Below are 25,293 nucleotides of genomic sequence, written 5' to 3' on the forward strand. Positions count from 1 at the left end.
GATACGATCGCACGATCTGTTTCAACTATCTCGGCCAATGGCGGCTGGACGAAGGCGGCGAGCCGCGCGCCACGTGGCTCGGCGAGCCGCCCGGCGGCACACGCTCGGCCGCGATGCGGCGGCGCTATGCGCTCGACGTCGTGGCGCAGGTTCACGACGGCCGCCTGCACGTCGACTGGCTCTACAGCAGCGCGCTGCACGAAGCGGCCACGATCACGGCCCTTGCCGACCGCTTCCGTACGGCGCTGGACGCGGTGCTCAGCCACTGCCTGTCGCCGCAGGCGGGGGGCCTCACGCCATCGGACCTGCCGCTCGCCCATCTCGACCAGTGTGATATCGACGAAGTGCTCCAGCTATTGAACGAACAGCCATGAATCCAACCTTGTCGAACACCGCCCAGCAAGCCCGCTCGAATGTCGAGACGATGCTGCCGTTGACGCCGACGCAGCAGGGCCTGCTGTTTCATACGCTGAGGGCGCCGGATTCCGGCGTCTATTACGAACAGGTCGGCTGCACCTTCCAGGCCGCGCTCGACGTCGCCGACTACCGGCGCGCGCTCGAAGCGGTGGTCGCGCGCCACGGTGTGCTGCGCACCGGCTTTCTGTGGGACGGGCCGTCGAGGCCGGTGCAGGTCGTCTTCCGTCACGTCGAACTGCCGTGGGCCGAAGAGGACTGGCGGCACCTCGACCACGACGAACAGCAGCGCCGCCTCGCGGCCTACCGCGAGGCGGACCGGCGGCCGGGCTTTCACCTGAGCCGCGCGCCGCTGATGCGCTGCGCGTTGTTTCGCACCGGGGAGCAACGCTACGAATTCGTATGGAGTTATCACCATCTGCTGCTTGATGGCTGGTCAGTGCAGATCGTGCTCGGGGAAGCGCTGGCCTGCTACGACGCGTACCGGCGCGGCGACGCGCCGGCCCTTCCGCCGCCCCAACCGTACAGCGCGTTCCTGCGCTGGCTCGACGCGCAGGACGGCACCGCGGCCGAGGCCTTCTGGCGCGCGCGCCTGGGCGACGTCCGTGCGGCCACGCCCTTGCCACTCGCCGACGACGCACGGCCCGGCGATGCGAGCGGCCACGGCGTGCTCGAACGGCTGCTGGATCCGGGGGCGAGCGATGCGCTGCAACGGCTGGCGCGCGCCTGCGAGGTCACCCCGAGCACCGTGATCCAGGCCGCGTGGGCACTGCTGCTCGGGCGCGCGAGCGGCCGCGACGACGTGGTGTTCGGCACCACGGTCTCCGGCCGGCCTGCCGGACTGCGCGGCGTCGAGCAGATGGTCGGGCTGTTCGTCAACGCGCTGCCGACGCGCGTGGCCATCGACCCCACGCTCACGCTCGGCGACTGGCTCCGGCATCTGCATCGCCAGCACGTCGAGGCCGAGGCGTATGCGTATACGCCGCTGCACGCGATCCCGGGCTGGAGCGGCATCGTGCCCGGCGCGCCGCTGTTCGAGAGCCTCGTGGTGTTCGAGAACTATCCGGCGCACGCGGCGGCGAACCGCTATCGCGAGCAGTTGGGCGTGACTGACGTCGAGGTCGTCGAACAGACCAACTACCCGCTGACCGTCGTCGCGATTCCCGGCGAGCGCCTGTGCCTGCGCGTGCACTTCGATCGGCAGCGCCTCGCGCAAGCGTCGGTGGCGCGCCTGCTCGGGATGCTTGCTGCGCTGCTCGACCAGTTCCTGCGCGGCGGTGCGGCGCTGCGCGTCGGGCAGGTCTCGCTGCTCGGCGGCGAGGCGGCCCGCGCGTTGGTCGCGCAGTGGAACGCGGAGGCGCGGCCCGCCGCCGACCCGGTGCGGAGGTGCCTGCATCGACGCTTCGAGGACCATGCGCGGGTGCGGCCGGACGCGGTCGCCGTGCAGTGCGACGGCCAGGCGCTGAGCTACGCGGAGCTGGATCGGCGCGCGAATCGGCTCGCGTGGCGGCTCCACGCGGCGGGCGTGCGCGGCAACGTGCCGGTCGCGCTCGCGTTCGAGCGCGGCCTCGACAGCATCGTCGCGATCCTTGCCGTGCTGAAGGCGGGGGCGTTCTACGTCCCACTGGATCTCGACTATCCGCCGGAGCACCTCGCGTGGATCCTCGACGACATCGCAGCCGGCGTGCTGATCTGCGACGACGCGCAGCGCGAACGCTTCGACAGCTTCGGCGGCACGCGGCTGACGATCCGCGACGACGCGGACGCGGATGCGGCCGACGCGCGCGTCGATGCGCCGCCGCCGCGCGACACCTCGCCGGCGGACCTCTGCTACGTGATCTACACGTCGGGCTCCACCGGGCAGCCGAAGGGCGTGTGCGTCGAGCATCGCAACGTCGACCACCTGTTCGCGTCGACGCGACGGACCTACTCCATCGGATCGTCGGACGTGTGGACCCAGTTCCACTCCTATGCGTTCGACTTCTCGGTGTGGGAGATCTGGGGCGCGCTGCTGCACGGCGGACGGCTCGAAGTCGTCCCGTACCGCTGCTCGCGCACGCCGGGCGAGTTTCTTGCGCTGCTGGCGCGCACGGGCGTCACGATGCTGAGCCAGACCCCGACCGCGTTCAAGCAACTGCTGCGCGCGCTCGACGACGCGCGGCAGCCCCTGCCGGCCAGCCTGCGTTACGTGTTCTTCGGCGGCGAGGCGACGATTCCATGCCAGTTCGCCGCGTGCCTGAGCGATGCGCACGGCGTTGTGCTCGTCAACCTTTACGGGATCACCGAGACCACGGTGCATGTGACCGAGCGCATGCTCGGCCCGGGCGACGCGCAGGCGTCGCGCAGTCCGATCGGCCGGCCCTTGCCCGGCTATCGTGTCTACCTGCTCGATGACGCCGGACATCCCGTGCCGCCCGGCGTGCCGGGCGAGATCCACGTCGGCGGAGAGGGCGTCGCGCGCGGTTATCACAACCGCCCCGAGCTCGATCGCGCGCGCTTCGTCGCCGATCCGTTCGTGCCCGGCGCGCGTCTCTATCGCAGCGGCGATCTCGGCTGCTTCGACGCGTGCGGCGAACTCGACTACCTGGGCCGCATCGACGATCAGGTCAAGATCCGCGGCTTCCGGATCGAGCTGGGCGAGGTGGAGGCGACGCTGGCCCGGCACGCGGCAGTCGCGAGTGCCGCGGTCATGGTCGACGACACAACTGTCGACGGCCATGCGCAGTTGGTGGGTTTCGTGGTTCCGCGCGACGCGGCGCGCGTGTCGGTCGCCGCGCTGCGCGACTGGCTCGCGCAGCGCCTGCCGCCGCATGCGGTGCCCGCGCGCCTGATCGAGATCGATGCGATTCCGCTGACGACGAACGGCAAGCTCGATCGCCGCCGGCTTGCCGATGCGCTGGCGGCGGACGGCGACGCGGCGCGGCCGCACGTCGCGCCGCGCAATGCGGTCGAGCGGGCCCTCGCCGAGGTGTTCGAGTCCGTGCTCAAGCGCACGCCGGTCGGCGTCACGGACAATTTCTTCGAGCTGGGCGGCGATTCGATCCTGAGCATCCAGATCCTGTCGGCCGCGCACAAGGTCGGCATCGATTTCTCGCTCGACGACCTGATGCAGTCGCTGACCATCGAGCGGCTCGCGCCGCACGTCAGGCCGGTTGGCGCCGCGTCGCAGCCCGCCGCCGCCCCGGCCCCGCGCACGTCGCCGTCGCGCGGCCAGGCATACGACGACGCGTATCCGCTCAGCGCGATGCAGATGGCGATGCTTGCCAACGAGATGCGGCACGGCAACGACGCCGCGTATCACAACGTCAGCGATCAGCGCTTGGCCTTGCCGTTCGACGCCGCCGCGCTCGAAGCGGCGCTGCACGGCGCGTTCGAGCGCCATCCGGCGTTGCGCACCGCGTTCGATCTCGCCGCCGACGTCGAGCCGCTGCAGTATGTGCATCACCGCGTGCCGCTGCCGCTCACGGTGCGCGACTGGCGCGGGCTCGACCCGGCGCAGCAGGACGCGCGGATCCGCGACTGGCGCGCGGCCGAGCAGCGCCTGCGGTTCGACGTTGCGCGCCCGCCGCTGATCCGCTTCGCCGTGCATCGTCTGAGCGACGACATGATGCATATCGGCGTGACCAAGCATCACGCGATCCTCGACGGCTGGAGCTTCAACCTGCTGCTCTCCGAGTTGATCTCCGATTACACGGCGCGGGTGGCCGGCCGGCCGCTGACGCTTACCGCGCCCGCGAGCCGGTTTCGCGCGTTCGTCGAGCAGGAACGCGCGGCGGTCGCGTCGGACGCGCTGCGCGACTGGTGGCGCGCGCGGCTTCAGGCGCTGCCGGTCACGCGGCTCGCGCGCGAACCGGAAGGCGACGCGGCGCCGATGGCAGTGCCGATCTCGGTCGCGCAGTCGATGCGCCTCGAAGCGCTCGCCGCGCGCGCGGGCGCGTCCGTGAAAAGCGTGCTGCTGACGGTGCATCTGCTCGCGCTGTCGCGCATCACGGGCATGCATGCGGTCACGAGCGGGGTCGTGTTCAACGGACGCAGCGAGGGCGCCGACGGCGACCGCGTGCTGGGCCTGTTCCTGAACAGTCTGCCGCTCGCATTCGACCTGACGGCCGGCACCCGCGACGCCGTGGAGCTGGTGCGCGCGGTGCAGGCGGCGGAGCTCGAGATCTTCAGCCGCAGGCGCTACCCGCTGATCGAACTGCATCGGCAGATCGGCACCGTGTTCGACGTGCTGTTCAACTTCACGCATTTCCGCGCGCTCGAGGAAGCCGTGCGCGACATCGACGTGTCCGAAGGCTACGCGACCGACATGACGAACGTGCCGCTCGTCGTGCAAAGCAGCTTCGACGGCCGGCAGGGCGTGCTGCGGATCATGCTGGTGCCGTCGCGGCGGCATTTCTCGGCGGCGACCGTCGGCCGCTTCGTGGGCCACTACACGCACGCGCTGCGCATGATGCTCGGCGAACCCGCGCCCGCGATGCGCGACGCGGATGCCGCCGGCGCGACGAACGCGAGCGGCGACCCGCACCGGAGCGAGGCCTCGACGCACGCGGCGCTGGCCGCAGGCGCCGCGTCCTCGACCCGTGCGTCCGCCGTTGCACGGCCCCATGGCGCGGCGCTGCGGCGCGAGCTGAACGCGCTGTGGGCGGCCGTGCTCAAGCGCGAGGTGCCGTCCGATACGATCGATTTCGGCGCGCTGGGCGGCGATTCGCTGCTGATGCTGCGGATCTGCTCCCGTGCGGGCCGGGCGTTCGGGCTCGACGCGCAGGTGGTGGCCCGCCTGCTGACGGCGCAGACGGTGGCCGAGCAGGCGCGCGTGATCGAAACCGACGGCGCGGGCGACAGCGGCGCGCAGGTGGGTGCGCTCGTCGCGCTGTCCGCGCCTGGCGATGCGCCGCCGCTGTTCTTCGCGCCTGGCGCGGGCGGGCATGTGTCGTATCTGCGCGCGCTCGCGGCCGAACTGCCGGACGCCTTCGCGGTATGGGGCATGGTGCTGCCCGGGCCTGACGAAGGCGGCGCCGGCGCCAGCCGCGTCGAATCGATGGCGGCCGCGCTGATCGCCGATATCCGGCGCGTGCAGCCGAGCGGCCCGTACCGTCTCGGCGGACATTCATTCGGCGGCTGGGTCGCCTTCGAGATCGCGCGGCAACTGGCCGGGCAGGGCGAATCGGTGGACTGGGTCGCGGTGGTCGACAGCCTGCCGCCGGGCGTCACGACGCAGCAGTCGCTCAAGTGGAACTGGTCGGGCGGCCGCTGGATAGCGGAGATCGGCAACAGCTTCGCGCGCCTCGCCGATACCGAGCTCGCCTTCGACGCACGCGAATTCGACGCGCTCGACGATGCGCGGCAAATCGAGCGTCTGCGTGCGCGCTTGATCGAGGCGGGCGTCGTGCCGGACGCGCTCGGCCTGCCCGAATTCGCAGCCCGCGTGCGCGCGTTCATCGCGCATTCTCTGACCGATTACACCCCGGCGACCCGCTATACGGGGGCGCTGCGTGTGATCGTCGCGGCCGACGGCGAGGATCGCGACGCGGCCGCACCCGGCCGCGACGCGCTCGTCGACGGATGGCGCGCGGTGGTCTCAGACGAGGTGACGGCAATCCGCCTGCCGGGCGATCACGTCGGCATCATGCGCCGCCCGTTCGTGAGCGGGCTTGCCGCCGCGTTGCGCGCGGCCGGGGCCGCTGCGCGCCACGCTGCTTCAGTCATGGAATCGGAGGGAGAACGATGAATACACGCGTCACGGCATTCGCCACCGTCGAGGCGGCGCTCGCGGAACCGGAAGCGGCGCTCGCGGACGGTGATTTCGAGACCGTCGAACGGCTGATGAGCGGCATTCGCGCGGCCAACCGGGCGCGCGGCCTGTGGCTGCCGCAGGTGTCGCGCGCGGACGGCGGCCTGGGGCTGAGCCTGCTCGAACTGGTCGAGGTGGGCGAACTGCTCGGCCGCTCGCCGCTCGGCCATTACGCGGTCAACTACCAGGCGCCGGACGCCGGCAACATCGATGTGCTGCTCGAGTACGCGACCCCCGCACAGCGCCGGCGCTGGCTCGAGCCGCTGCTGCGCGGAGAGGTGCGCAGCTGTTTCGCGGCGACGGAGCCCGAGTCCGCGGGCTCGAATCCGTCGTCGCTGAAGACGAAGGCGGTGTTCAGCGACGGCGCTTGGCACCTGAGCGGCCGCAAATGGTTCGCGTCCGGCGCCGATCGCGCGGGATTCGCGATCGTGCTGGCCGTGACCGACGAGGCGGCGCCGCTGCATGCTCGCACCAGCACCTTCATCGTGCCGACCGACGCGCCCGGATTTCGCCACGTGCGCAACCTGCGCGTGATGGGAGACGAGGGATTCGGCTGGGCCAGTCACGGCGAACTCGCGCTGGATGCCTGCCGGGTCGGCGAGGAAGCCATGCTCGGCAAGCCCGGCGAAGGCTTCGTCGTCGTGCAGGCGCGGCTCGCGACCGGGCGGCTTCATCATTGCGCGCGCTGGATCGGCGTGTGCGAGCGCGCGTTCGCGATCATGTGCCGGCGCGCATGCCGTCGCGAACTGACGGCGGGCGAGCCGCTGTCGTCGCGCCAGACCGTGCAGAACTGGATCGCCGAGTGCCGCGCGTCGATCGACGCCGCGCGGCTGCTCGTGACCCAGGCGGCGACGCGCCTGCAGAACCGGCACGAGCGCGCGCAGATCGACATCTCGATCGCGAAGTTCTTCGTGGCCGGCGTGACGCAGACCGTGCTCGATCATGCGCTGCAGGTGCAGGGCGCGCTGGGCGTGAGCGGCGACACGATCCTCAACGTGCTCTGGCGGCACGAACGCGCGGGCCGCATCTACGACGGCCCGGACGAAGTCCACAAGGCGCTGGTCGCGCGCCATGCGCTCGCCGGATTCCGGCGGGAGGTCTCATGAGCGCGCGGATCGCGGAACGCGCGATGGCGGCGCTCGGCCGACCCGGCGCCGCCGCGTGGGCAACGCGCATAGGCGGCGGACGGGCCAGCGAAGTGTTCCTGGTGCAGGGCGGCGCACGCGACGTCATCGCGTACCGGCTGCCGGAAGGCGGTGCGCGGGAGGCGCAGCGCCGCTTTGCCGTGCTTGCCCGGCTGGCCGGGCAGTTTCGCCTTGCACCGAAACCGCTCGCGGTGGGCGACGACGGCGAGGCCGCGCTGCTGCTGGTCGAACGGCTCGACGGCGTCGTGCCGGCCGCGTGCGGGCCGCTCGCGCCCGACACCGTGCGCCGCCTCGCGGAACGTTTTATCGCGACGCTCGCGTCGTTGCACGCGCTCGAGATCGCGCCGGCCGACCGGCCGCCCGACTATCTGCGCCGCATCCTGGGCGAGTGGCAGCGGCGCTGGAGCGCGGAGGAGGCGGGCGCGGCGGTCGACGCCGATTTCGAGGCCGTCGCGCGCTGGTTGACCGAACGGATTCCGGAGGCCGCACCCGCCGCGTTCCTCCATAACGACTACAAACTCGACAACATCCTCGTCGACCCGGGCGATCCCGCGCGCGTGGTGGGTGTCGTGGACTGGGAGCTGGCCGCTGTCGGCCATCCGCTCGCCGATCTTGGCGCCGCGCTCGCGTACTGGATCGAGCGCGACGATTCGTCGCTGCTGCGGCTCGACGCGCCTGGGCCGAGCTGCACGCCGGGCGCGCCGACGCGCGCGGCGCTGGTCGACCTGTACGCGGCCGCCGCCGGGCGCGACGTGACGGAACCCGCCTACTGGTATGCGTACGGCCTGCTGCGGCTCGCCGTGATCACGCAGCAGCTTGCGCGGCGACGCCGCGCCGAAGGGCAGCGCGTGCCGCGCGCCGGGCTGATCGTGCGCTGGCTGCTCGATCGCGCGGCGCAAGCCTGCGGAAGCGGGCGGCTGTGATGGCCGCACCTCCCGCGCGTGCCCAGATTCATTTCCTGACAACGGACACCTGACCCATGGACACAGAACGTTCCACGACGCACTTCGACGTCATCGTGATCGGCGGCAGTCACGCCGGACAATCCGCCGCGCTGCAGATCGCACGCGCCCGCAGGCGCGTGCTGGTGATCGATGCGGGCACGCGCCGCAACCGCTTCGCCGCGCATTCGCACGGCGTGATCGGCCAGGACGGACGCTCGCCCGACGCGATCGCGGCGGAAGGCAAGGCGCAACTGCTCGCCTATCCGAACGCGCAATGGCGCGCGGATACGGTCGCCCGGGCCGAGCCGGCCGGCACCGGCTACGCGCTTCACTGCGCATCCGGACAACGCTACGACGCGCGGCACGTGGTGCTCGCGTTCGGCGTGGTTGACGAACTGCCGGACTTGGCCGGTGTGCGCGAACGGTGGGGACAAAGCGTCTTCCACTGCCCGTACTGCCATGGCTACGAGCTGGACCAGGGCCGCATCGGCGTGCTCGGGAGCGGGCCCTTGTCCTACCTGTCAGCGATGCTGATGCCCGAGTGGGGCAAGACCGTGTTCCTGACCGACGGCAGCTTCGAGCCGGACGACGAACAGCGCGAGGCGCTCGCGCGGCGGGGTGTCGAGATCGTGCGCGAACGAATCGCGCGCATCGTCGATCGCGCGACTGTCGAACTCGCCGACGGTCGCCGGTTCGTGTTCGACGGGCTGTTCACGATGAATCGCACGCGCCTGTCGAGCCCCGTTGCGGAGCAGCTGGGCTGCGTGATCGAGGATGGGCCGCTGGGGCCCTACGTGCGCACCGACGATGCGATGGAGACCTCGGTGCCGGGCGTGTTCGCGTGCGGCGACATCACGCACCGTGGCGGCACCGTGGCGCTCGCGATCGGCAATGGCGCGCTCGCGGGCCTGGCCGCGCATCGCAAGCTGGTGTTCGCGTGACGCGCGTGCGCGCCGCTCCGGTCATCGCGCCGGGGGGCTCATCTTTCTCTTTATCGGAAACCGAACAGTGAGCTGGCAAAACGTGTGTTTCTCGTGGCTGTTGCGCAGGACAGCCAAATCCCTGACCCGCAAGCCGACCTTGACAGCCCAGGAAATGCGTGCGCGCAGCGCGAAGTGGTCGCGCGGCGAAGTGAAGCCGCCGCGCGGCTGGCGCGTGCGCAAGCTCGAAGCGGATCCGGTGCGCGGCGAGTGGATCGAACCGGAAACCGCCCCGCGGCCCGGCGCGATCGGGCGGGTCATCCTGTATCTGCACGGCGGCGGGTATTGCTTTTGTTCCCCCCTCACGCACCGGACCGTGGCGGCCGCGCTGGCACGGGAAGCGGACGCGCGCGCGTTCTCGCTCGATTACCGGCTCGCTCCCGAACATCCGTTCCCCGCCGCCGTCAACGATACGCTGGCGGCGTATCGCGGGCTGCTGGCCGAAGGCGTGATGCCCGGCCGGATCGTGGTCGCGGGTGATTCGTCGGGGGGCGGGCTGGCGCTTGCGCTGCTGATGTCGCTGCGCGAAGCGGGGGATCCGTTGCCGGCCGGCGCGGTGCTGTTTTCGCCGTGGACGGATCTGGCGGCGACGGGCGCGTCACTCGAGGAGAACGACGAATCCGACGTGATGTTGACGGCCGTCGCGGTCGCGAATTTCTCCCACTACTATCTCGGCGACACGGTCGCCGACCATCCGGTTGCTTCGCCGCTCTACGGGGACTATACGGATTTGCCGCCGTTGTTTATCCAGGCGAGCGACAGCGAAGTGCTGCTCGACGACGCCGTGCGTGTGGCGGAAAAGGCCCGTGTTGCCGGCGTCGCGGTGAATTTCAAAGTGTGGCGTCGGCTGCCGCATGCGTGGCCCACGCTCACCCCTTATTTGCCTGAGGCGAAGCGGGCCATCGAGGAAGCGGCCGATTTCATTCGCAAGGTGACGCCATGACATCCGGACGGACCCGGGCTTGTGCCCGTTCCTGGGTCGATGCGGCGCCGTCGAGAGGAGACGTCGCCCAGCGATTGTTTTGCCTCCCGTATGCGGGAGGAAGTGCGACCGTGTTTCGCGGCTGGCCGGAACGGTTCCCCGCAACCGTCGATGTGCGGCCCCTGCATCCGCCCGGTCGAGGCCGGCGATTTCACGATGCCTTGCTATATCGATTGGACGAAATGGCCGACGAAGTGACGGAAGCCATCACGCCGCTGCTGGATTTGCCCTATGCCTTGTTCGGTCACAGCATGGGAGCGAGTATGGCGTTCGAAGTCGCTCAGCGCCTGAAGGCCCGGAGGCTGCCGCAGCCGGCGTGTCTCGTCGTGTCCGCGCGCGGCGCGCCACACCTGACCGGCAACGCGCCGCCGATCCACGATCTGCCGGATGACCGATTTCTCGATGAGGTGATGCGGATGAACGGGACGCCACCTGACGTGATGGCAGAGCCCGACATCGTCAAGATGATCCTGCCGATCCTGCGCGCCGATTTCGAGGCGATCGAGACGTACCGGCCGAAGTCGCGTCCGCCCCTGGATTGTCGGCTCGTCGCGCTGGGTGGGCGGGATGAACCGGGTAGCGTCGACGCGGTGAATTCGTGGCAGGCCTACGCTACGGGCGGCTTCCGTGGGGAGCTTGTTCCCGGAGGCCATTTCTTTCTGCGAGATCGAGGCACGAGGCTGTTCGATATTCTGAATGACGAACTGGGCAGGTCAAATCTGACCCTGCCTCGAATCCACGTACAACAAGAAGTCTGATAACTTTGACCCTAGCCCATAAAACTGTTCCATTTGGAAGTGGAAAAATCCGGCATGACGTGGACTTGCCCCTGCATGACCGGACAGGCGATCACGCTTAGGTTGGAGAATTTGCTTGCTGGCGAAACTCGCGTGGCGGGCGGGATTTCAATGCGCTATGCGGATGCGACTCGTTGTAGTGGTCGAATGAAATGGCCAGGTTTTGCAGCGCGGTCCCGACGTCGGGCTTGGGCATCCACGACACGAAATCGCGCTTCATCGTTTTGACGAAGCTCTCGGCCATCCCATTTGCTCTGCGGACTTCTGACCGGTGTCGTGACCGGCTTCAGGCCGATTTCCCGCGAGAATGTCAGCGTCTTGTCGGCAATGTAGCAGGAACCGTTGTCGCTCAGCCACTCGATTTCACTGTCAGCCTGAAGGATCCGTACATACTCGACTTTCTTGGACTCAACGATCACTATCTGGAGTGCGATCTCGAAGATGCGATCCTGCGCGAGATGGGGCAGCTCCTGCTGGAGCTCGGCGCGGGTTTTATGTTCGTTGTCCGCCAGAAACGGCTGCCGATCGACGACGACGACTTCTATCTCGATCTGTTGTTCTACAACCGCAAGCTCAAGCGTCTCGTCGCCATCGAGCTGAAACTCGGTTCCTTCAAGGCGAGTATAAGAGTCAGATGGAACTGTACTTGCGCTGGCTCGCGAAGCACGAACTGGAACCGGGTGAAGCGCCGCCGATCGGTATCATCCTCTGCGCCGGGAAGAAGTAAGAGCAGATCGAATTGCTTGAACTCGGCCAAAGCGGTATCCACGTCGCCTGCCTCCACGCGAGACGCTGCAGGCGAAGCTGCACCAATCGATCGCGGCCGCACGTGCCAGGCTCGACGACAAGCGGGAATCGCGATGATGGGCATCGCGTTGTCGAACATCGACAGCGTCTCGAAGCCGGCTTCTGCGGAGCGCGAGATTCGGCGTTGTCGATCGGACGGCGCGTCGGCAAATAGTTCCCAGCGCACCTGTTTGAAGCATTCGCCATATCGTAGAGCAAAGCAAAGATGTCAACACGAGGTGCCCATCGCACAAGGCGCTCGGCGTGTGAGATGGCGTTCCTCGCGAGCCTTTGATAGCGATCGCCTCGGCGGCCTAAGAGACGGTTTCAAAAAGAGTCCAAGGGGCTGGTAAGAAGCGTTCATGAGTCAGGCGTCGGCTGGGGCTGATAGCCCAGATCGGCAAGCCGCTTGAGCAGGCGCTGGATGGTTTTTCCGGCGTCAAGCCGACAGAAGTAGTCTGCACCGAGGTCTGCATAGATGACTCCGTTGGACAGCATGTGCCAGACCGCTGTGAGGATGGACGCGGCGACGGCGAGGATGGCTTTCTTGGGACCGCGTCTTGCCTTGATACGCAGGAACTGGGCGTGCAGGTAGGTGCTTTTCACCCGTACGGCGGCCCAGGCGGCGGTGACGAGCGCGGTTTTCAGCCACGTGGCGCTTTTGCGCACGCGGGTGCTTCGGCGTTTGCCGGCGCTCTCATCGTTCCGCGGACAGAGGCCTGCCCAGGAGATCAGGTGGGCGGCATCGGGGAAGCGGGTCATGTCGGCGCCGACCTCGGCCAGGATGACCTGGGCGGTCACGTCACTCACGCCGGGGATAGTGCTCAGCAGGCGGACGCATTGCCGGATCGGTGCCAGCGCTTTTCCCAGGGTGACGTCCAGTTCGGCGAGGGTGTGTTGCAGGGCCTCGATGACGCCCAGGTGAAGCTTGAGTAGCGTCCGGTGATGAGCGGTAATGCGCCCACGCAGTGCCTCACGCAGTTCGGGCATTTTCTTGCGTGCGTTGCCCTGGGCGAGCGCAGCGAGTCGTTCAGGATCGTCCTCGCCAGCGACGATGGCGTCGAGCATGGCGCGGCCACTGCAACCGAGCACGTTTGATAGCACGCTGCCCAGTTTCAGGTTCGCATCCTCAAGCACCTTCTGGATGCGCAGGCTGTGCTGGGCGATCTCGCGCACGAGCTGTTTGCGCGTGCGGGTGAGGTCGCGTAACTCCTGTGTCGCAGCAGGCGGCACGAAGCTGGAGCGGATCAGGCCGTGTGCGAGCAGGTCGGCGATCCACGTCGCGTCATTCACGTCCGTCTTGCGTCCGGGGACGTTGCGGATGTGCCTGGCATTGGCCAGGACCAGCTCGAACCGGCCTTCGAGGATGTGCCAGACCGGTTTCCAATAAATGCCAGTCGCTTCCATGGCGACGTGCGTGCAGCCGTGCAGGCCAAGCCAGTCGGCCAGCGCTAGCAGTCCGCTCGTGGTGGCAGCGAAGCTGCGCACCTCGTGACACTGCGGCGCGGACACGCAGCGCACGCAGGCCACGATGGTGTCCTTGTGCACGTCGAGTCCAGCGCAGCGAGGATAGAGAACCTGCATAGTGACCTCCTGCCAGATCAATGGCAGCGGCACAGCAGCCCTCGTAATCGAATTCTGGTAAGCGTGCTCGCGGGCATGACCGCCCGTCGTCACAATCCGGGGTGCGCGCAGGACTGCGGGTCCAACTGTTAAGCGGGCTCGGGGCACCATTCCCCAGGCCGACCTCGTTTGCCGCCGCGTGCCCATGTTACCCCGGCGTGGGTAGCAATCGTGAATCGTGCGCTTCATCCTTCGGGGTCGGGCCAAGCCCGATGAACAACTGTTAACTTTTTCAGCATCCTGTTAACCTTGGCCGTCGTGACAGACGGGCCAAGGAGATGGGTAAGCCAATCATTGATGACGAACTGTGGGCACTGGTCGAACCACTGCTACCTCCGCCAAAGCCGCGCCGCTTCAAGTACCCCGGTCGCAAGCCGGTAGCGGACCGTGCGGCTTTGACGGGCATCCTTTTTGTGCTGAAGACGGGCATTCGTTGGCGCGACTTACCGTCCGAAATGGGATGCGGCTCAGGCGTAAGTTGTTGGCGCAGGCTGCGCGATTGGCAGCAAGCCGGTGTGTGGGATCGACTGCACGCGGTGCTGCTGGCGAAACTGCGAGCAGCCGAGAAGATCGACTTCTCCCGTGTGGTCGTCGACTCATCGTCGATTCGTGCGGTTGGGGCGGGCGAAAAACTGGCCCGAACCCCACCGATCGAGCTCGACCCGGTCGAAGCACCACATCGCCACCGACGCCAACGGAACGCCGATCGCGGCGATCCTGACCGGCGCCAATCGTAACGACGTCACCCAACTGGTTCCGCTGATCGAGGCCATTGTGCCGATCGGCGGCGTGCGTGGACGGCCTCTGAGCCGTCCTGCCCGCGTCTACGCCGACCGTGGTTACGACCACGACAAATACCGACGCATCCTTCACGAGCGCAACATCCCCACCAGCATCGCGCGGCGCGGTCAGCCGCACGGTAGTGGCCTTGGAAAAGTCCGTTGGGTCGTCGAACGTACTCATGCTTGGCTGCATCATTTCCGCCGTCTACGTATTCGCTTTGAACGTCGCGCCGACATTCACGAAGCGTTCCTCAAACTCGGCTGCTGCCTGATCTGCTGGAATACCCTGCGGCGAGCCCAGCAGTCTTTATGAAACCGTCTCTTAGACCGCGCCGGGTCGTCGAAGCGCTTGCGATGACGCGCCCCGCCGTGTTGCCTTCCGTCTTCAGAACGACGTCGGCACCCAGGATGTCGTAGATGTCGCGGCTCAATGGATGGCCTGCACGCTCCCCTGCCGACGCTTCGCCGACATCCTCGCGGACGCCTGCGCACGGCTCGGGGCCGATGTGGATCGCTACACCTTCATCGTAATGGACTTGCACCATCTACTCCTTGCCGGTCTCCCGGCGCACTCTGAAGCCACCCCATCCTCCGCGACGATCGTCGGCGTGATCGCGTACGGCACGCGCGCGAGGCCGTCGGCGACGAACGTGCCGTCGCCGCGCCGCGTCCACAGGTAGCCTTCCGCGATGAGCTGCTCGAACGCGTCGAGCGTCGTCTTGCGCGACACGCCGAACTGCATCGCGAGATCGCGTGTCGACGGCAGCCGCGCGCCGCCCGCGAGGCGTCCGTCGACGATCGCCGCGCGCAGCTGGCGGGAGATTTGCCCCGTCAGGTCGTGACGGCCTTCGATGTGAATCGCGATATCCATCGCAGTGGTTACCTCGGTCGGGCAGATATTGCCGGATTCGGCATACCGCGAGTATGCCGCCGGATGCGCGGCGCGTCGCGGTTCGGCGAGGCGCCGTCCACCGCGTCGCACGATGCTGAGAATTTCTCGCCGATCGCGCAATTTATTTCTCGTCACGCGCGGGAATCTCAACGCCTAACCTTGGCGGGCCTCGCCGGCATGCGCCGGCCGGGCGGAGATCCCATCCGTTCAATACGAGAAATTTCATGAAAAGAAGACTGATTCTGTCCGCCGTCGCGCTTGGCGCGGCCGGCGCGGCCAACCACGCGTGCGCGCAAAGCTCGGTCACGCTGTACGGCGTGATCGACGACGCGATCCAGTACACGCACAACGTCGCGGGCAAGAGCACGAAGCTCGGCCTGACCTCGGGCGTGATGTCCGGCAGCCGCTGGGGCCTGCTCGGCTCGGAAGACCTCGGCGGCGGCCTCAAGGCCGTGTTCCGCCTCGAGAACGGCTTCAACGTGAACACCGGCGTGCTGAACCAGGGCGGCCGCGAGTTCGGCCGGCAGGCGTACGTCGGCGTCGCGTCGGCGCGCTGGGGCACGGTCACGCTCGGCCGCCAGTACGACGCGCTGCGCGATCTCGTGCAGCCGGTGCAGGGCGACAACTATCTGGAGTACTTCACGTCGCCGGGCGACGTCGACGACGCGGACAACAGCCTGCGCTTCAACAACACCGTGAAGTGGACGAGCCCCGTCTGGTCGGGCCTGCAGGCCGTCGCGACCTATTCGTTCGGCGGCGTCGCGGGATCGGTGGGCTCGGGCCAGTCGTACAGCGGCGCGCTCGCGTACAACGCGGGGCCGTTCGGCGCCGCGGCCGGCTACATGCACATCGACAACGGCAGCGCGTCGCTGTCAACGCGCGGCACGTCGAGCGCGGACCGCATCTTCGCGACGTCGGTGAACAAGGCCTACGCGTCCGCGCGTTCGATCAACATCCTGCGCGCCGGCGCGAAATACGCGGTCGGCCCGGTGACGCTCGGCGGCTATTACAGCTTCTCCGAATACGTGGCTGACGCCAGCTCGGCATTCAAGGACAGCGAGCGCTACAACAACGGGTCGGTGTACGCGCAGTGGCAAGTGTCGGCGCCGCTCGTCGCCGAGGTCGGCTACAACTACCTGAAATCGAGCGGCCATTCGTCGGCGACCTATCACCAGGTGACGGCGGCCGTCGACTATGCGCTCAGCAAGCGCACCGATCTGTACGCATCGGTCGGCTACGGCCACGCATCGGGCTCGAACGGCACGGGCGACGCGCAGGCCGTCATCGGGCCGTCGGACATCGATTCGGGCAAGCGCACGCAGGAGCTCGCGCTGGTCGGCATCCGGCATCGCTTCTGACCGCCGGCGGGGCCCGAGGGCCCCGCCGCAGTTCAACGCGCGGCCGTCACGCGAGGTGCGCGTGGAGCCACGACGTGAACGCGGTCACGAGCGGCGTGTCGGCCAGCTCGTGGCGCGCAACGAGGTAGTACGCATACCGCGCGGGCACGGCCGCGCTGAACGGCCGCACGAGCGTGCCGTCGATCAGGTCGTCGCGCACGGAGAGGCTGTCGCCGAGCGCGACGCCTTGCCTGCGCGCGGCGGCCTCGACGCCGATGTGCGCATTGCCGATCTCGAGGATGCGGATGTCCGGCAGCTTGTCGGCGTTCGCTTCCGCGAGCCACCGCATCCACGAGCCCGAATGCTCGCAGAACAGCGGGCGTCCCGAGAGATCCTGCACCTTGCGGATCGCGTCGGGCCCGTTCATCAACGCCGGGCTCACGACCGGAAACAGCGCCGGATGCGACAGCAGCTCGACGCGCCGGTTGCGCCAGTTGCCTTCCCCGTAGCGGATGCACACGTCGACGTCTTGCGAGTAGACCTCGCGATCGTCGTTCGACGGAATCACCTTCAGATGAATACCCGGATAGCGTTCGAGAAAATCGCCGATACGCCGCGCGAGCCAGCGCGATGCGAGCGACAACGGCGTCGACACGACGAGATCGCCGACGGCGGCCGGCGAGTCGAGCCTGACGGTCGCGTTCGCGATCATGTTGAACGCGGTGCCGACCGGTTCCAGCAGCGCCTCGCCTTGGGGCGTGAGCTTTACGCGCGTCTTTGATCGGACGAATAGCGTGACGCCGAGCGTGCTTTCGACAATGCGGATCTGATGGCTGACCGCGCTCGCGGTCACGTGCAGCTCGTCGGCGGCGGCCGACACGCTGCCGCGCCGGGCGGCGGCCTCGAACGCGCGAAGGGGGTTCAGCGGGGGCAGGCGATTGCGCATCGGCGGATTCGTCGGAGTTGGCAGTGCTGAGAAAAATTTCATTTAAACGGATTTGATTTCTCGCTACAACAAAAAAAATTGAATGCCTACAGTGGGGGCAATCCAACCGAGTCGAGGTCGACCGAAATGAGTCTTACCGAACCGATCGAACGCCTGTGGGGCGGTCGCTTTCAGTCGAAACCGTCCGATGCGCTGCAGAACCTGTCGCGCTCCGACCCGAGCTTCTTCCGCCTCGCGCCTTACGACCTGGCGGGCTCCCGTGCGCATGCGCGCGAGCTGCACCGCGCCGGCATCGTGAACGACGACGAGCTCGCGCAACTGCTCGCCGCGATGGACGGCATCGGGCGCGATTACGCGGCCGGCGCGATCGCGCCGTCGCTCGCCGACGAGGACGTGCACACGTTCCTCGAACGCGTGCTCACGCAGCGGCTGCCGGCGCTCGGCGGCAAGCTGCGCGCCGGGCGCTCGCGCAACGACCAGGCCGCGAACGACCTGCGGCTGTATCTGCGCGACAAGGCGCGCCAGCTCGTGCGCGGCGTGCTCGACCTGCAGGACGCGCTCGTCGGCCAGGCAAACCTGCACGTCGACACGGTCACCGCCGGCTTCACGCACCTGCAGCCCGCGCAGCCGATCGTGTTCGGCCATCAGCTGCTCGCGCACGCGCAGTCGCTATATCGCGACGTCGACCGTCTCGTCGACTGGGATCGCCGCACCGCGCGCTCGCCGCTCGGCGCGGCCGCGCTCGCGGGCTCGGCGATCTGCGTGCGGCCCGAGCTGTCCGCACTGGAGCTCGGCTACGACGCGCCGTGCGAGAACTCGATCGACGCGGTCGCCGCGCGCGATCACGTGGCCGAATTCGTGTTCGTCACGAGCATGCTCGCGGTGAACCTGTCCCGCCTGTCGGAAGAAGTGATCCTGTGGACGTCGCGGCAATTCCGCTGGGTGGAACTCGACGACGGCTATGCGACGGGCAGCTCGATCATGCCGCAGAAGAAGAACTCCGATATCGCCGAGCTGACACGCGGCAAGGCGGGGCGGCTGATCGGCAACCTGAGCGGGCTGCTCGCGACGCTGAAGTCGCTGCCGCTCGCGTACAACCGCGACCTGGCGGAGGACAAGGTCGCCGCGTTCGATTCGATCGACACGCTCGAACTCGTGCTGCCCGCGATGGCCGGGATGATCCGCACGATGCGCGTGAACGTCGACGAGATGCGCCGCCAGGCGCCGCTCGGCTTCACGCTCGCGACCGAAGTCGCCGACTGGCTCGCGATCTCCGGCGTGCCGTTCAGCGAGGCGCACGAAATCACCGGCGCGCTGGTGCGCGCATGCGAGCGCGACGGCATCGAGCTGGCCGACGCGAGCGCGGAAATGCTGCAGGCCGTCGATGCGCGTCTGGCGCCCGCGGTGCGCGAGCATCTGACGCTCGACGCGGCCGTCGCCGCGCGCGGCGGCGCCGGTGGCACGTCGCCCGCGCGCGTGCTCGAACAGATCGACCGCCTGAGCAACGCGATCGAACGCCAGGCCGCGTGGGCGGCCGACTACCGGGGGCCGTCATGCTGAGCGCATCCGATTCGCATCGTCTCGACGGCGCACCGGCCGCGGCCGTCGCCGCGGCGGACGACACCGCCGCACTCGTGCGCGTGCGCCGGTGCTACTGGGGCCGCTATGTCGCGTCGATCGCGATCGTCGCCGCGCTCGCCTACGTGGCGCTCGCGTTCGCGCGCGGGCAGATCGAATGGCGCGTCGTCGGCCAGTTCCTGACCGCGCGTTCGATCCTCACCGGCCTCGGCAACACGATCGTGATGACCGTCCTCGCGATGACGCTCGGTATCGTGCTCGGGGTCGTCACCGCGGTGATGCGGCTGTCGTCGAACCCGGTGCTCGGCGCGATCGCGCAGGGCTACATCTGGCTGTTCCGCGGCACACCGGTGATCCTGCAGCTGCTGCTGTGGTTCAACCTCGCGCTGGTGTTTCCGACGCTCGGCATTCCGGGGATCGCCGAGTTCCGGACCGTCGACGTGATGACGCCGTTCCTCGCGGCGGTGCTCGGGCTCGGCATCAATCAGGGCGCGTATACGTCGGAAGTCGTGCGCGCGGGGCTGCTGTCAGTCGACACCGGCCAGTACGAGGCCGCGAAATCGATCGGCATGGCGCGCCTGCAGGCACTGCGCCGGATCATCCTGCCGCAAGCGATGCGCATGATCGTGCCGCCGATCGGCAACGAGCTGATCGGCATGGTCAAGCTGACGTCGCTCGCGAGCGTCGTGCAGTACGCGGAGATGCTGCACAACGCGCAGAACATCTACTACGCGAATGCGCGTGTGATCGAGCTGCTGATCGTCGCGGGCATCTGGTATCTCGCGGTCGTCACCGTGCTGTCGTTCGCGCAGGCTCGCGTCGAACGGCGCTTCGCACGCGGCGCGGGCCGCGCGGCGGGCCGCAAATGAACGGCACGACCCTCAACCATCGGGAGAACATCATGACGAACGCAGTCGTTCGCACAGTCGACGTGCGCAAGTCGTACGGCGATTTCCAGGCGCTGCACGGCATCACGCTCGACGTCGCGCAGGGCGAAGTGCTCTGCATCATCGGGCCGTCGGGATCGGGCAAGAGCACGTTCCTGCGCTGCATCAACCAGCTCGAGACGATCAGCGCGGGCGCGCTGTGGGTCAACGGCGAACTGGCCGGCTACCGGCAAGCGGGGCACAAGCTGCACGAGCTGTCGGAGCGGCAGATCGCGCGGCAGCGGCTGTCGACCAGCATGGTGTTCCAGCGCTTCAACCTGTTCCCGCACAAGACCGCGCTCGAGAACGTGATCGAAGGGCCGGTGCAGGTGCTCAAGCGCCGCCGCAAGGAAGCGGAGGAAGAGGCGCGCACGCTGCTCGCGCGCGTCGGGCTCGGGCACAAGTGCGACGCGTTTCCGGTCGAGCTGTCGGGCGGCCAGCAGCAGCGTGTCGCGATCGCGCGGGCGCTCGCGATGCATCCGCAGCTGATCCTGTTCGACGAGCCGACGTCCGCGCTCGACCCCGAGCTCGTCGGCGAGGTGCTGGCCGTGATGCGCGACCTCGCGAAGAGCGGGATGACGATGATCGTCGTCACGCACGAGCTCGGTTTCGCGCGCGAGGTGGCCGATCGCGTCGTGTTCATGGACGCCGGCCGGATTGTCGAGAGCGGGCCGCCCGACCAGGTGCTGTCCGCGCCGACGCATGCGCGCACGCGCGACTTCATCTCCGCCGTGATTGCGTGAACGGGCCGGACGCCCCGTGCAGAAGCGCCCGAACGAATGTTTCGTCGACGAGACGGGCGTAGCCCCCATTACTCCACAACGACAAGGCGACACCCCATGAAAGCATCCATCCTGACCCGCACGCTGGCCGCCGTCGCATTCGGCGCGGTCGCGCTTCACGCTTCGTTCGCGGCCGCGCAGGCAGCGCCCGCCGCCGCGAAGCACACGCTGAACGTCGCGATCGTGCCGAACTACCCGCCGTTCGAATACAAGGACCCGGCGACCGACAAGCTCGCGGGCTTCGACGTCGATCTCGGCGAGGCGCTCGCCGCGAAGCTGGGCGCGAAGCTGAACTGGGTCGAGACGAGCTTCGACCAGATGATGAGCGCAGTTGCGACACAGCGCGTCGACATGATCCTGTCCGGCATGACCGACCTGCCGACGCGTCGCGACGCGGTGACCTTCGTCGACTACATCGAGACGGGCCCACAGTTCTATACGCTGAAGGCGCGCGCCGGCGAATTCGCGCAGATGGGCGCGCTGTGCGGCAAGCGCGTCGGCTCGAGCCGACGCACGTCGTTCCCGGACAACACGGCCGCGTGGAGCGCGGAGAATTGCGTGAAGGCCGGCAAGCCCGCGATCGTCGTGGTCGGCACCGACGGTTCGTCGGATGCGCGGATGCAGTTGCGCCAGAATCGCATCGACGCGGCCGTGCAGGGTGGCGAGACGCTGCCGTACCAGAACAGCCTCGAGCAGAACGCGTATGCGCCGGTCGGCAAGCCGTTCCTGTCGCAATACACGGGGATCGGCGTCGCGAAGACCAATACCGCGCTCTCGAGCGCGCTGACGACCGCGCTCAACCAGATGATCGCGGACGGCTCCTACCAGAAGATCCTGACGAAGTGGGGGCTGCAGGAGCACGCGGTGTCGAAGGCGATGGTCAACGGCACGCACTGAGCGCGCGATGACTGGCCTTGCTCCCCGCTGGCCGGACGCGAAGCGCGCGTGCGTCGCGCTCGCGTTCGATCTCGACGGCCCGACCGGCGACGCGATGCTGAACGGGTCGATCTGGCGCAACCCCGCGTATTTCACGCTCGGCAGCTACGGGCCGTGGCGCGCGCTCGGCCGGCTGCTCGACATGCTCGCGTCCTTCGATGTGCCCGCGACATTCTTCGTGCCGGCGTGGGTCGCGCAGACGTGGCCCGCGCAATGCGCGGCGATCGTCGAACGCGGCCACGAGATCGGCTATCACGGCTACCGGCACGAAGCATTCTGGACGCTCGCGCCCGAGCGGCAGCGGGAGGTCATGGCGCAGTCGGCCGAGATCTTCGCGCACACGCTCGGTGTGCGGCCCGTCGGGTTCCGCACGCCGTCCGGCGACTGGAGCGCGCAGACGCTGGCCGTGCTGCGCGAAGCGGGCGTGCGCTATTCGAGCTCGATGCGCGGCGACGACCGGCCGTACCTGCTACCCGGCCATGACGGCGAGCCGCCGCTCGTCGAGATACCCGGCCGCTGGGAGACCGACGATTACGCGTCGCTCGCGTATCACCGCAATCCGGATTTTCCGGCGGGGCTCGACCGGATCGCCGGCTACAACGCGACGCTCGACAACTGGACGCGCGAATTCGACGGCGTGTATCGCGACGGCCTGTGCCTGACCACGCTGCTGCATCCGAAGGTCTGCGGCAAGCCGGGGCGCATCGCGCTGCTGGAAGCCTGGCTCGGGCACATGCAGGCGCAGGGCGGCGTGTGGTTCGCGCGCTGCCGGGAGGTGGCCGACTGGTGGCTCGCGCAGCACGCGGGCGATGCGGGGCCGACACAACGGGACAACACGTGACGACGTTTCCTTCATGGCCGGGCGGCGCGCGATGCGCGGTCGCGATCACGGTCGACTTCAATGACATCCATGGCATCGAGACGCAGGAGCCGGGCATCGCCGGCCGCGAGAAATCGCTGTCGGTGTGGCGCTACGGTGCGACGCGCGGCGTCGACCGGCTGCTCGCGGCATTCGACGAGTTCGGCGTGCCGGCGAGCTGGTTCGTGCCGGGCGTCGGTGCCGAAACGCACGCGGATGCCGTGCGAGCGATCGCCGCGGCCGGCCACGAGCTCGGCGTGAGCGGCTACCGCTGCGAGGATTTCGACGCGCTGCCGCTCGCCGCGCAGATCGATGCGTGCCGAGCCGGGCGCGCGGCGCTCGCGGAAACGATCGGGCGCGACGCGGACGGCTTCCGCTCGTTCACCGGCAACTGGGCCGGCGGCTTCGCGGATTTCCTCGTCGCGGAAGGTTTCACATGGTCGTCGTCGTGGCGCGGCGACGATCTGCCGTATTTCCATCCGTCCGGCAACAGCCGCGCCGACGGCGCGCGACTGGTCGAGTTGCCGTTGCACTACGAACTGGAGGACGAGCCGTATTTCGTGTTCAACCTGTCGCCGCCGGTGCCGGTCGGCCAGGCGCGCATCGCGTCTTACCGCGACGTGCTCGACAACTGGCGGCGCGACTTCGATGGTTTTCGGCGCTTCGGGCTCTGCTGCGTGCTGCGGCTCCATCCGGAAATCATCGGCACCGCCGGGCGGATCGACCTGCTGCGCGCGTTGCTCGCGCACATGCGCGACGCCGGTGACGCATGGTTCGCGACGGGGCGCGACATCGCGCGCTGGTGGCGTACGCAGGGTCCGGCCAATGCGCCCGGCCATCCGGTCGACGTGTTCGCGCGCTGCGTGGCCGACGAGGCAGCGCGATGACGGCCGATATGCAAACGCGCGCCACGCGGCTCGCCGCGTTCGTCGCGCAGACGCCCGCCGACGCGTTGCCGGACGACGTCGTCGCGAAGGCGAAGCGGCACGTGCTCGATACGTTCGGCGCGGCGCTCGCGGGGGCGTCGGCCGTCGAGACGCGCAGCGCCCGCGCGCTGACCGGCGCCGCCGAGCGCGGCGGCGCGCTGCTGTGGGGCACGCGCCGGGCGGCGGGCGCGCGCGACGCGGCGTTCGTCAACGGGATCGCCGCGCACGCGCTCGAACTCGACGATTCCGGCGGCTGCGATCATTCCGGCGCGGTCGTGCTGCCGGCCGCGCTCGCCGCGCTGGCCTGCGCGGCCAGGTCCGTATCGGGCCGCGAATGCCTGGCAGCGATCGTGCTCGGCTACGATGTCGGCCGGCGCGTGCTCGAGGCGGCCGGCGGCTATTCCGCGCACAACGGCGCGGGCTGGCATTCGACGCTCAGTTGTGGCGTGTTCGGCGCGGCGGCGGCGAGCGCGCGCATGCTCGGGCTCGACGCCGCGCGCACGCGCGACGCGCTCGGCCATGCGGCGAGCTTCGCGGGCGGGCTGTGGGGTTTCATCCACGACGGATCGCAGACGAAGCGGCTTCACGCGGGGCGGGCGGCGGAAGGCGGCGTGCTCGCGGCGCTGTTCGCGCGCGAGGGCGTGAGCGGCCCCGCGCAGGTGTTCGAGGACGTGTGGGGAGGCTTCTTCAGCACGTTCGCCGCGCAGTCGCACGCGGCCGACGCATTGACCGACGGCCTCGGTGTGAACTGGAAGCTGATGCTCTGCTCGATCAAGCCGCATGCGTCGTGCCGCAGCGCGCACGCGGCAGTCGACGCGACGCTGCAGCTCGCGGGCGGGCGCACGTTCGATGCTGGCGAGATCGAGCGGATCGTCGTGCGCGCGAGCGGCTTCGTTGTGCGAATGTGCGGCGGCCGCGACCTGTCGACGCTGTCGTCCGCGCAGATGAGCCTACCGTACGCGGTCGCGGCGGCGCTCGTGTTCGGCGACACGGGGATCGGCGTCTATCGCGAGGAGCGGCGGGCCGATCCGCGCGTCGCGGCGATGCTCGATCGGATCTCGGTCGACGTCGATCCGTCGCTCGGCGATCTCGACGAACCGACCGTGACACTGCATGCGACAGGCCCCGCACCCGCGTCGCGCCACGTGCCGGTCCCGCTCGGCGATCCGCGCAATCCGCTCGCGGACGACGCGTTGCTCGCGAAATACCGCGCGTTGTCGGAGCCGGCGCTCGGGCAGGCGCGTGCCGATGCGCTGGCCGATGCGTGCCTGTCGCTGGAGCGGCTGGCCGATGCGCGCGTGCTGCAGGACGCACTCGCGGGCGACGCGGAGGCGAGCGAGCCGATGCGTTGATGCAGGGTGCCGCCATCGACATATCGTCCGCCGCGCGAACGACCAGGATCGCCGATCGCGCCCGCGTTGCTGTCTTGCAGCGGCGTCAGTCCTGCCCGCTACGCGCGCGGATACGGGGATCGGCGCCGTGCCGCCGGCATCGTCCGGCATGCGTCGCTACGGTACCTCGCAGGCGCGTTCCGCATCGTCCTGCGCCGCAAGGTTCGTGACCGTCAACCCACCGAACGTCGCGCTGCCGTGTTCCGCGAACACGGCGATCCGGTCGGCCGCGAGCGGCGGGAAGATCAGGTCGGTGATCGCCGTGCGCCCGCCGCCGGCGAACACTTCGACGGAGCCGCGATCGACGACGATCTCGAGCGGCAACCGCCCGTTTTGCAGCGCCAGGTTCACGATGTGCCGCTGGCTGAACGCGCAGGAAAAATTCGTTTCGCCCGATTGCGACCGGTCGAGCGTCAGCGTTCGCTTCGCGGTGTTGTAGACGATCCGCGTGCCGTAAGCACCTCACGACGGCCGTC

The 25,293-nt window shown here is 68.7% G+C and carries 17 protein-coding genes and 5 pseudogenes (1 of these 22 cut by a window edge); 17 read left to right on the plus strand and 5 right to left on the minus strand.

The window, feature by feature from the left end; translation table 11 throughout:
• From AQ610_RS19280 to AQ610_RS19310, 7 genes are all read left to right on the plus strand, one after another.
• Positions 1 to 374, plus strand: the end of a protein-coding gene (locus AQ610_RS19280) for a non-ribosomal peptide synthetase (RefSeq protein WP_082262297.1). It extends 8,872 nt beyond the left edge of the window; only the last 374 of its 9,246 coding nucleotides appear in the window; its start codon lies off the left edge, out of view; the stop codon is at positions 372 to 374.
• Positions 371 to 6,142, plus strand: coding sequence for a non-ribosomal peptide synthetase (locus AQ610_RS19285; protein ID WP_099975905.1), 5,772 nt, complete (start codon positions 371 to 373; stop codon positions 6,140 to 6,142). The genes AQ610_RS19280 and AQ610_RS19285 overlap by 4 nt, the downstream gene beginning before the upstream one ends.
• Entirely contained in the window at positions 6,139 to 7,311 is a 1,173-nt protein-coding gene (locus tag AQ610_RS19290) for an acyl-CoA dehydrogenase family protein (protein WP_006029658.1), read from the plus strand. Before AQ610_RS19285 ends, AQ610_RS19290 begins: the two co-directional genes overlap by 4 nt.
• The gene (locus tag AQ610_RS19295) at positions 7,308 to 8,273 is read left to right on the plus strand and encodes a phosphotransferase family protein (RefSeq protein WP_009916649.1); all 966 of its coding nucleotides are present in this window, start codon (positions 7,308 to 7,310) and stop codon (positions 8,271 to 8,273) included. The genes AQ610_RS19290 and AQ610_RS19295 overlap by 4 nt, the downstream gene beginning before the upstream one ends.
• A 56-nt stretch (positions 8,274 to 8,329) precedes the next feature.
• Positions 8,330 to 9,235 (plus strand): NAD(P)/FAD-dependent oxidoreductase, encoded by a 906-nt coding sequence (locus AQ610_RS19300; protein WP_006029660.1) that lies wholly within the window; start codon positions 8,330 to 8,332, stop codon positions 9,233 to 9,235.
• Between the two features lie 67 nt (positions 9,236 to 9,302).
• A complete protein-coding gene (locus tag AQ610_RS19305) occupies positions 9,303 to 10,217 on the plus strand; it encodes an alpha/beta hydrolase (RefSeq protein ID WP_043283376.1) in 915 nt (304 codons plus the stop codon).
• Positions 10,214 to 11,014 carry a thioesterase II family protein gene (locus AQ610_RS19310; protein WP_045554678.1) on the plus strand — a complete coding sequence of 267 codons (801 nt, stop codon included), beginning with the start codon at positions 10,214 to 10,216 and terminating at the stop codon, positions 11,012 to 11,014. The genes AQ610_RS19305 and AQ610_RS19310 overlap by 4 nt, the downstream gene beginning before the upstream one ends.
• A gap of 97 nt (positions 11,015 to 11,111) precedes the next feature.
• Here AQ610_RS19310 and AQ610_RS36230 read toward each other — a convergent pair.
• A pseudogene (locus tag AQ610_RS36230) lies at positions 11,112 to 11,427 on the minus strand (integrase core domain-containing protein); the annotation flags it as partial.
• On the opposite strand from AQ610_RS36230, the pseudogene AQ610_RS34155 reads away from it, so the two are divergent.
• Positions 11,428 to 11,917 (plus strand): annotated as a pseudogene (locus AQ610_RS34155) (PDDEXK nuclease domain-containing protein); the annotation flags it as partial. It lies immediately after the preceding pseudogene.
• A 282-nt stretch (positions 11,918 to 12,199) separates the two neighbouring features.
• On the opposite strand, the gene AQ610_RS19325 reads toward AQ610_RS34155, so the two are convergent.
• On the minus strand, positions 12,200 to 13,423 hold the full coding sequence (locus tag AQ610_RS19325; RefSeq protein ID WP_043283425.1) for an IS110 family RNA-guided transposase: 1,224 nt from the start codon (positions 13,421 to 13,423) through the stop codon (positions 12,200 to 12,202).
• Between the two features lie 317 nt (positions 13,424 to 13,740).
• Here AQ610_RS19325 and AQ610_RS34160 point away from each other — a divergent pair.
• Positions 13,741 to 14,557 (plus strand): annotated as a pseudogene (locus AQ610_RS34160) (IS5 family transposase).
• Positions 14,558 to 14,839: 282 nt separating this feature from the next.
• Here the strand turns inward: AQ610_RS34160 and AQ610_RS19330 are convergent.
• Positions 14,840 to 15,115 (minus strand): annotated as a pseudogene (locus AQ610_RS19330) (GntR family transcriptional regulator); the annotation flags it as partial.
• Between the two features lie 245 nt (positions 15,116 to 15,360).
• Here AQ610_RS19330 and AQ610_RS19335 point away from each other — a divergent pair.
• Positions 15,361 to 16,494 carry a porin gene (locus tag AQ610_RS19335; protein ID WP_006029667.1) on the plus strand — a complete coding sequence of 378 codons (1,134 nt, stop codon included), beginning with the start codon at positions 15,361 to 15,363 and terminating at the stop codon, positions 16,492 to 16,494.
• A 46-nt stretch (positions 16,495 to 16,540) separates the two neighbouring features.
• Here the strand turns inward: AQ610_RS19335 and AQ610_RS19340 are convergent, their stop codons facing one another.
• Positions 16,541 to 17,419 carry a LysR substrate-binding domain-containing protein gene (locus tag AQ610_RS19340; protein WP_009917209.1) on the minus strand — a complete coding sequence of 293 codons (879 nt, stop codon included), beginning with the start codon at positions 17,417 to 17,419 and terminating at the stop codon, positions 16,541 to 16,543.
• Between the two features lie 126 nt (positions 17,420 to 17,545).
• Here AQ610_RS19340 and argH point away from each other — a divergent pair, with 126 nt between their 5' ends.
• The 7 genes from argH (at position 17,546) to AQ610_RS19375 (ending at position 24,778) form a co-directional block, all read left to right on the plus strand.
• Positions 17,546 to 18,979 carry an argininosuccinate lyase gene (argH, locus tag AQ610_RS19345; RefSeq protein WP_006029669.1) on the plus strand — a complete coding sequence of 478 codons (1,434 nt, stop codon included), beginning with the start codon at positions 17,546 to 17,548 and terminating at the stop codon, positions 18,977 to 18,979.
• Entirely contained in the window at positions 18,973 to 19,866 is an 894-nt protein-coding gene (locus tag AQ610_RS19350) for an amino acid ABC transporter permease (RefSeq protein WP_006029670.1), read from the plus strand. Before argH ends, AQ610_RS19350 begins: the two co-directional genes overlap by 7 nt.
• On the plus strand, positions 19,863 to 20,666 hold the full coding sequence (locus tag AQ610_RS19355) for an amino acid ABC transporter ATP-binding protein (protein ID WP_006029671.1): 804 nt from the start codon (positions 19,863 to 19,865) through the stop codon (positions 20,664 to 20,666). The genes AQ610_RS19350 and AQ610_RS19355 overlap by 4 nt, the downstream gene beginning before the upstream one ends.
• 96 nt (positions 20,667 to 20,762) lie before the next feature.
• Positions 20,763 to 21,602 (plus strand): ABC transporter substrate-binding protein, encoded by an 840-nt coding sequence (locus tag AQ610_RS19360; RefSeq protein ID WP_006029672.1) that lies wholly within the window; start codon positions 20,763 to 20,765, stop codon positions 21,600 to 21,602.
• A gap of 7 nt (positions 21,603 to 21,609) precedes the next feature.
• Positions 21,610 to 22,482, plus strand: coding sequence for a polysaccharide deacetylase family protein (locus AQ610_RS19365; RefSeq protein WP_009917210.1), 873 nt, complete (start codon positions 21,610 to 21,612; stop codon positions 22,480 to 22,482).
• The gene (locus AQ610_RS19370; protein WP_006029673.1) at positions 22,479 to 23,387 is read left to right on the plus strand and encodes a polysaccharide deacetylase family protein; all 909 of its coding nucleotides are present in this window, start codon (positions 22,479 to 22,481) and stop codon (positions 23,385 to 23,387) included. Before AQ610_RS19365 ends, AQ610_RS19370 begins: the two co-directional genes overlap by 4 nt.
• Complete coding sequence (locus AQ610_RS19375) at positions 23,384 to 24,778, plus strand: MmgE/PrpD family protein (RefSeq protein ID WP_051990355.1); 1,395 nt, start codon at positions 23,384 to 23,386, stop codon at positions 24,776 to 24,778. The genes AQ610_RS19370 and AQ610_RS19375 overlap by 4 nt, the downstream gene beginning before the upstream one ends.
• A 156-nt stretch (positions 24,779 to 24,934) precedes the next feature.
• On the opposite strand, the pseudogene AQ610_RS34170 reads toward AQ610_RS19375, so the two are convergent.
• A pseudogene (locus AQ610_RS34170) lies at positions 24,935 to 25,279 on the minus strand (glycoside hydrolase family 32 C-terminal domain-containing protein); the annotation flags it as partial.
• Positions 25,280 to 25,293: the final 14 nt, after the last annotated feature.

Origin of the sequence: Burkholderia humptydooensis, assembly GCF_001513745.1 — a bacterium.
In the GTDB taxonomy this organism is placed as follows: Bacteria; Pseudomonadota; Gammaproteobacteria; order Burkholderiales; family Burkholderiaceae; genus Burkholderia; species Burkholderia humptydooensis.

Bases quoted from the DNA above. Each gene is read 5' to 3' on its own strand.
- AQ610_RS19285 (WP_099975905.1), top strand. From the start codon at position 371: ATGAATCCAACCTTGTCGAACACCGCCCAGCAAGCCCGCTCGAATGTC.
- AQ610_RS19290 (WP_006029658.1), top strand. From the start codon at position 6,139: ATGAATACACGCGTCACGGCATTCGCCACCGTCGAGGCGGCGCTCGCG.
- AQ610_RS19295 (WP_009916649.1), top strand. From the start codon at position 7,308: ATGAGCGCGCGGATCGCGGAACGCGCGATGGCGGCGCTCGGCCGACCC.
- AQ610_RS19300 (WP_006029660.1), top strand. From the start codon at position 8,330: ATGGACACAGAACGTTCCACGACGCACTTCGACGTCATCGTGATCGGC.
- AQ610_RS19310 (WP_045554678.1), top strand. From the start codon at position 10,214: ATGACATCCGGACGGACCCGGGCTTGTGCCCGTTCCTGGGTCGATGCG.
- AQ610_RS19325 (WP_043283425.1), bottom strand. From the start codon at position 13,423: ATGCAGGTTCTCTATCCTCGCTGCGCTGGACTCGACGTGCACAAGGAC.
- AQ610_RS19335 (WP_006029667.1), top strand. From the start codon at position 15,361: ATGAAAAGAAGACTGATTCTGTCCGCCGTCGCGCTTGGCGCGGCCGGC.
- AQ610_RS19340 (WP_009917209.1), bottom strand. From the start codon at position 17,419: ATGCGCAATCGCCTGCCCCCGCTGAACCCCCTTCGCGCGTTCGAGGCC.
- argH (WP_006029669.1), top strand. From the start codon at position 17,546: ATGAGTCTTACCGAACCGATCGAACGCCTGTGGGGCGGTCGCTTTCAG.
- AQ610_RS19350 (WP_006029670.1), top strand. From the start codon at position 18,973: ATGCTGAGCGCATCCGATTCGCATCGTCTCGACGGCGCACCGGCCGCG.
- AQ610_RS19355 (WP_006029671.1), top strand. From the start codon at position 19,863: ATGAACGGCACGACCCTCAACCATCGGGAGAACATCATGACGAACGCA.
- AQ610_RS19360 (WP_006029672.1), top strand. From the start codon at position 20,763: ATGAAAGCATCCATCCTGACCCGCACGCTGGCCGCCGTCGCATTCGGC.
- AQ610_RS19365 (WP_009917210.1), top strand. From the start codon at position 21,610: ATGACTGGCCTTGCTCCCCGCTGGCCGGACGCGAAGCGCGCGTGCGTC.
- AQ610_RS19375 (WP_051990355.1), top strand. From the start codon at position 23,384: ATGACGGCCGATATGCAAACGCGCGCCACGCGGCTCGCCGCGTTCGTC.